The organism is Pseudomonas sp. AP19, assembly GCF_001728855.1.
Lineage (GTDB): Bacteria > Pseudomonadota > Gammaproteobacteria > Pseudomonadales > Pseudomonadaceae > Aquipseudomonas > Aquipseudomonas fluorescens.
In genome coordinates, this window is record NZ_LXJP01000069.1 from 25672 (window position 1) to 32029 (window position 6358).

Annotated in this window: 4 protein-coding genes; all 4 read left to right on the forward strand. The window is 62.3% G+C overall.

What is annotated here, in order from left to right:
* Window positions 1–271 precede the first annotated feature (271 nt).
* Window positions 272–1324 carry a 2,5-dihydroxypyridine 5,6-dioxygenase gene (locus A7D21_RS29985; protein WP_069553402.1) on the forward strand — a complete coding sequence of 351 codons (1053 nt, stop codon included), beginning with the start codon at window positions 272–274 and terminating at the stop codon, window positions 1322–1324.
* Between the two features lie 190 nt (window positions 1325–1514).
* Window positions 1515–1949 carry a MarR family winged helix-turn-helix transcriptional regulator gene (locus A7D21_RS29990; RefSeq protein WP_053256240.1) on the forward strand — a complete coding sequence of 145 codons (435 nt, stop codon included), beginning with the start codon at window positions 1515–1517 and terminating at the stop codon, window positions 1947–1949.
* A gap of 291 nt (window positions 1950–2240) precedes the next feature.
* Complete coding sequence (locus tag A7D21_RS29995; RefSeq protein ID WP_053256239.1) at window positions 2241–2732, forward strand: (2Fe-2S)-binding protein; 492 nt, start codon at window positions 2241–2243, stop codon at window positions 2730–2732.
* Window positions 2729–6256: a molybdopterin cofactor-binding domain-containing protein gene (locus tag A7D21_RS30000; RefSeq protein ID WP_069553403.1), complete on the forward strand. Its 3528-nt coding sequence runs from the start codon at window positions 2729–2731 to the stop codon at window positions 6254–6256. The genes A7D21_RS29995 and A7D21_RS30000 overlap by 4 nt, the downstream gene beginning before the upstream one ends.
* Window positions 6257–6358 lie beyond the last annotated feature (102 nt).

Genomic DNA, 6358 nt, shown 5'->3' on the forward strand with positions numbered 1-6358 from the left:
GTCTGTCCGCAAGGTTTTTAAAGTGTATACGCTCATTTTTTGAAATGGGAAGCCTGTGCTCGCAAAATAATTTTTGGCGAGCAATTGTCATCTGTAACGCTTTTATCCCTTTATCTGTTGGGTTTGTTTCGTATGGTAACGTTGTGGCGCGCTGCTTGCAGTCCGCCAGTAATTCAGGTCTTATCGTTATTAATTGGCGTATACGCTATAAAATTGCACTAAAGTGAAGCGCAGTGCTTGAACGTGGTGCAGCCCAACAGGAGACAGGAAAATGCCGGTAAGCGATTGCGAACTGACCCAGATGTTTGAACACGTGTTGACGCTGTCGAAGGTCGACCCGACCCAAAGCGTTGCCGTGCTCAAGAGCCATTACTCCGACCCGCGCACCGTGCGCGCCGCGATGGATGCAGCGCAGCGCCTGGGGGCCAAGGTGTATGCGGTGGAGCTGCCGGCGTTCAACCATCCCAAGGCGATGGGCAATGACATGACCGCCTACTGCGGCGATACCGCGCTCACCGGCAATATCGCCGCCCAGCGTGCGCTGGAAGCCGCTGACCTGATCGTCGACACCATGATGTTGCTGCACTCGCCGGAGCAGGAGCAGATCCTCAAGACCGGCACGCGCATCCTGTTGGCCGTGGAGCCCCCGGAAGTGCTGGCGCGCATGCTGCCCACCGAAGCAGACAAGGTGCGGGTATTGGCGGCCGAGCAACGACTCAAACAGGCGCGCTCGATTCACGTCAAATCCCGCGCCGGCAGTGACTTTCGTGCGGCATTGGGGCAATACCCGTCAGTGACCGAGTACGGTTTTGCCGATGAGCCGGGGCGTTGGGACCACTGGCCCAGCGGCTTCCTGTTCTCCTGGCCGAATGAAGAAACCGCCGAGGGCGTGCTGGTGCTGGACGTCGGCGACATCCTGCTGCCGTTCAAGACCTACGCGCGCGAGAAAATCACGCTGGAGATCGAAAAGGGCTTTATCACGGCTATTCACGGAGGGTTCGAGGCTGAATACCTGCGTGATTACATGAAGTATTTCAACGACCCCGAGGTGTATGGCATCTCTCATATCGGCTGGGGGTTGCAGCCACGGGCGCAGTGGACGGCCATGGGGCTGCATGACAAGAACGACGGCATGTGCATGGACGCGCGGGCGTTCTATGGCAATTTCCTGTTCTCCACCGGGCCCAATACCGAGGTGGGCGGCACACGCAAGACGCCATGCCATATGGACATTCCGCTGCGGCATTGTGATGTGTATCTGGATGATGAGGCTGTTGTGATTGCCGGTGACGTCGTTGCGCCAGCCGCCTCACTGGCGCGCTGAAGATCCAAAGGTGGGGGCGGGCTTGCTCGCGAAAGCGGTGTGTCCGTTAACCGATGCAGTGGCTGAACCAGCGCATTCGCGAGCAAGCCCGCTCCCACAGGGGTGTCCGGGTTTCTTCAGTGAGAAGCTTGAGTCCATGCATCATCCCCGCCATCATGCCTCCCATTGCTAATCACCCGCCGAGCCCGCCGTGCCTGATTCCTACGTTTTCTCTGAACAAGTTGGCCACCTGCTGCGCAAGGCCTACCAGCGCCACCTGGCGATCTTTCAGCAGAATGTCGGCGACTCCCAACTCACTGCGGTGCAGTTCGTCACCCTGTGTGCGCTGCGCGATCACGGTGCAAGTTCGCTTACCGAACTGGTCAAGGCCACCGCCGTAGACCAGGCGACCATTCGCGGTATTGTCGAGCGGTTAAAGGCCAAGGAGCTGATTACCCTGGAGCCGGACCCGCAGGATAAACGCAAGGTGGTCGTCGACCTTTCCGCTGCCGGTGCCGTGCTGGTAGATCAAACCGTGCCCTGCGCCGCGCAGATCAGCGAGCTGACCATGAGCAACCTCAACCCGGCCGAACGGGTGGCGGTGCTGTTCCTGCTGCGCAAGATGATCGACGATCCGCAGGAATAACTGTGGCGAGCCGGCTTGCCGCGCGTTGGGCGGCGCGGCAGCCCTGAACTAAGCCCGGCGCTGCTTTCTCAGCGCCACAGCACGCTGCCTGAATGGGGCCGCTTCGCCTCTCCACGCGAGGCAAGTCCGCTCGCCACCGCGTGCGTATGCATTCTTTGGCATCGTTTTTGCTCTCGGTTCATGTAGTAGTCACTTCACGCATCAAGTGTGTCGCAAGGCCCCAGGCCGGCGACGCTTTTTTTTGACTGTTTCGTGTAGTAGGCACTTCACCAACTGATACAGGCGAAGCGAATGATCAGCCCACTCATCACAGTAGCGCTTGAGGTCAACGGCGATACCCGAGAAGTCAGCGCCATGGCGGATACGCCGCTGTTGCTGGTGTTGCGCAATGACCTGGCGCTCAATGGCGCCAAATACGGCTGCGGCCTGGGTGAGTGCGGCGCCTGCACCGTGATCATCGATGGCGTGGCGGCGCGTTCTTGTGTGTTCCCCTTGTCGGGTGCGGCAGGGCGAGCGATCGTCACCCTCGAAGGCCTGGGCACCCGCCAGGCGCCGCACCCGGTGCAACAGGCGTTTATCGATGAACAGGCCGCGCAATGCGGCTACTGCCTCAACGGCATGATCATGACCGCCAAGGCCTTGCTCGACCGTAACCCCAACCCCAGTGAAACCGAGGTGCGCAATGAACTCTCGGGCAACCTCTGCCGCTGTGGCACTCATATCGAAATCCTGCGCGCTGTGCTGCGTGCCGCTCACCTCTTGACCGTGGATGGCCGACCATGACCGACACCCCACTTTCCCGTGACCAGTGGCTGGCCAAGGCCGGCGTGTTGCTGGTCGTCGATGATGTGCTGCCGCCTTCGGGCCCGGTGGCCAAGGGCGGCACGCCCACAGTTAAGCCCAAGGAGCTGGGGCTGTTTATCGCCGTCAACGATGACGGTGTGGTCTATGCGTTCAACGGCCATGTGGATCTGGGCACCGGCATTCGCACCTCACTCGCGCAGATCGTCGCCGAAGAGCTGGACCTGAGCCTGGACCAGGTCAAGATGGTGCTGGGGGATACCGAGCGCGCGCCGAACCAGGGCGCGACCATTGCCAGTGCGACTGTGCAGATTTCCGCGATTCCCTTGCGTAACGCGGCGGCCGAAGCGCGACGTTTTTTGCTGGCGCGGGCGGCGGGCCGTTGGGGAGTGAGTACGGGCAGCCTCAAGGTTGAAGCCGGGGTTATCCGCGCACAGGACGGGCGCAGCACGACCTACGGTGAACTGGTCAGCGGCCAGCACGACCAGTTGCGCATCAGCGGTGATGCACCGTTGAAGGCTGTCGAGGATTACCGTCTGGTGGGCCAGGGCGCTGCGCGCGTGGATATCCCCGGCAAGGCCACCGGTGAACTGACCTACGTGCACGACCTGCGCGTGCCGGGCATGCTCCATGGTCGGGTGGTTCGCCCGCCGTATGCCGGGTTGGATTGCGGGGACTTTGTCGGGAACAGCCTGCTGAGCGTGGACGAGGCGTCTATCGCGGATATCCCCGGGATCGTCGCGGTGGTGGTGATTCGGGATTTTGTCGGCGTGGTCGCGTTGCGTGAAGAGCAGGCGATCAAGGCCGCCCAAGCGTTACAGGTGCACTGGAAACCCTGGAACAACGCCTTGCCGGACATGAGTGATGTCGAGCAGGCCATCCGCGACAACCCGCGGGTGCGGCGCACAGTGCTTGACCAGGGCCATGTCGATGCCGCCCTGGCCGGCGCCAGCCAGCGCATGCCGCGCAGTTACCTGTGGCCGTACCAGATGCATGGCTCGATTGGCCCCTCGTGTGGCGTGGCTGATTACCAGGCAACGGGCAGTCGAGTGTGGTCCGGCAGCCAGAACCCCCACCTGTTACGGGCGGATCTGGCCTGGTTGCTTGAGTGCGACGAAAGCCTGATCGACGTCATCCGCATGGAAGCCGCCGGTTGCTACGGGCGCAATTGTGCCGATGATGTGTGCGCCGATGCCTTGCTGTTATCCCGCGCGGTGGGCAAGCCGGTGCGCGTGCAACTGACCCGCGAACAGGAACACCTGTGGGAGCCCAAGGGCACGGCGCAGTTGATGGATGTGGACGGCGGCCTCAACGCCGACGGCAGCATTGCCGCCTATGATTTCGAAACCAGCTACCCCTCCAACGGCGCGCCAACCCTGGCGCTGTTGCTCACCGGCCGCGTCGAGCCGGTGGCGGCGATGTTCGAGATGGGCGACCGCACCTCGATCCCGCCGTATGACATCGAGCATATGCGCGTGACCATCAACGACATGGCGCCCATCGTGCGCGCGTCGTGGATGCGCGGCGTGTCGGCCTTGCCCAATACCTTTGCCCACGAATCCTATATCGACGAACTGGCGTTTGCCGCCGGTGTCGACCCGGTGGAATACCGCCTGCGCTACCTCAAGGATCAGCGCGCCATCGACTTGGTGAAGTCCACGGCTGAACGCGCCCATTGGTCACCGCGCACCGCGCCGATGCAAACCGCGAATGAAGACCACCTGCTGCGCGGCCGGGGCTTTGCCTACGCGCGTTACATCCACAGCAAGTTCCCCGGTTTTGGCGCAGCCTGGGCGGCCTGGGTGGCGGATGTGGCCATCGATAAGCAGACCGGCGACGTGTCGGTAACGCGCGTGGTGATCGGCCATGACTCAGGGATGATGATCAACCCGGCGGGCGTGCAGCATCAGATTCACGGCAATGTGATCCAGTCCACCAGCCGGGTGCTCAAAGAGCGCGTGACCTTTGAAGAGTCGACCGTGGCAAGCAAGGAGTGGGGCGGTTACCCGATCCTGACGTTCCCCGAAGTGCCGCAGATCGATGTGCTGATGATGCCGCGTCAGGACCAGCCGCCGATGGGCGCCGGTGAATCGGCGTCGGTGCCGAGCGCGGCGGCAATTGCCAATGCGATTTATGACGCCACCGGCATTCGTTTTCGCGAGCTGCCCATCACGCCCGAGCGGGTCTTGGCCGCGCTGAACGCCGGGACGCTGGGCGAACCTGCCAAGTCGCCGGTAACCCGCAAAAAATGGTGGTTCGGCGCAGTGTTCGCAACCTTGGGCGCGGTGCTGGCCACGGCCTGGCCGTTTCAGCCTGAAATCGCGCCGATAGCACCGCCCAGTGCCGGCACCTGGTCCAAGGCCACCCTGGAGCGCGGGCGTTTGCTGGCGGCGGTGGGTGATTGCGCGGTCTGCCATACGGCACCGGGCGGGGCGACCAACGCCGGCGGGCTGGCGATGCAGACGCCCTTCGGCACGTTGTACAGCAGCAATATCACCCCCGATGTGAAGACCGGGATCGGCGCCTGGTCCTACCCGGCATTCGAGCGCGCGATGCGCGACGGTATCGGCCGCGATGGGCGCAATTTGTATCCGGCGTTTCCCTATACGGCGTTTCGCAATATCAACGAGGCGGACATGCAGGCGCTGTATGCCTACCTCATGTCGCAGGCGCCGGTGAGCCAGGCGCCGACGCCGAATGCGCTGAAATTTCCGTTCAATATCCGCCCGTTGATGGCCGGTTGGAATGCGCTGAATTTAAGGCGCGCAGAAGTGACCCCGCAGCCTGAACGCGGTGAGCAGTGGAACCGCGGCAATTATCTGGTCAATGGCCTGGGGCACTGCGCGGCGTGCCATTCGCCGCGTAACCTGTTGGGTGCGGAGAAGGGCGGTAAGGCGTTCCTCGCCGGTGGCCGTGTCGATGGGTGGGAGGCGCCGGCATTGGCCGGTTTATCGAAAGCCCCGACGCCGTGGACTGAAGAGCAGTTGTTCAGCTACCTCAGCACGGGTTATTCCGACGCCCATGGCGTGGCGGCGGGGCCGATGGGGCCGGTGGTGAGTGAGCTGTCGAAGTTGCCCAAGGCGGATATCCGCGCGATGGCGGTGTATTTGGCTTCGCTCAACGGCGAAGCGGTGGCGCAAGTGCAGGGTGTGGCAGCGGCGGCTGTGCCGAATCCGAATGGCCGTCGGGTGTTCGAAGGGGCGTGCAAGGCGTGCCATGCTGATGGCGTGGGGCCGAAGTTGTTCGGTGTCAGTCCGTCTTTGGCGAGCAATACCAATGTGCACAGTGACCAGCCGGATAATTTGATCAAGGTGATTCTGCAAGGTATCAGCGCGCCGGCGACCAAGGATTTGGGGTATATGCCGGGCTTCAAGGACAGTTTGTCCACTGCCCAAGTGGCGGATCTGGTGGCTTACCTGCGTGGGCAATTTGCGCCGAATGCGCCGGGCTGGGAAGGGCTGGAACAGACGGTTGCGCACTTGCGGGCCAATCCTGGTACTCACTGATGTTTCAAGGTGGATGACGGTCGGTTGCTTTGAGCCTGTGAGGGGGGGATTGAGTACATATCCGTTGCTGCGGTCACGGCCACCTATGGTTCCGCTCTTACA

Excerpts from the sequence above, each read along its gene's own strand:
- A7D21_RS29985 (WP_069553402.1), top strand. The coding sequence starts at position 272 with ATGCCGGTAAGCGATTGCGAACTGACCCAGATGTTTGAACACGTGTTG.
- A7D21_RS29995 (WP_053256239.1), top strand. The coding sequence starts at position 2,241 with ATGATCAGCCCACTCATCACAGTAGCGCTTGAGGTCAACGGCGATACC.
- A7D21_RS30000 (WP_069553403.1), top strand. The coding sequence starts at position 2,729 with ATGACCGACACCCCACTTTCCCGTGACCAGTGGCTGGCCAAGGCCGGC.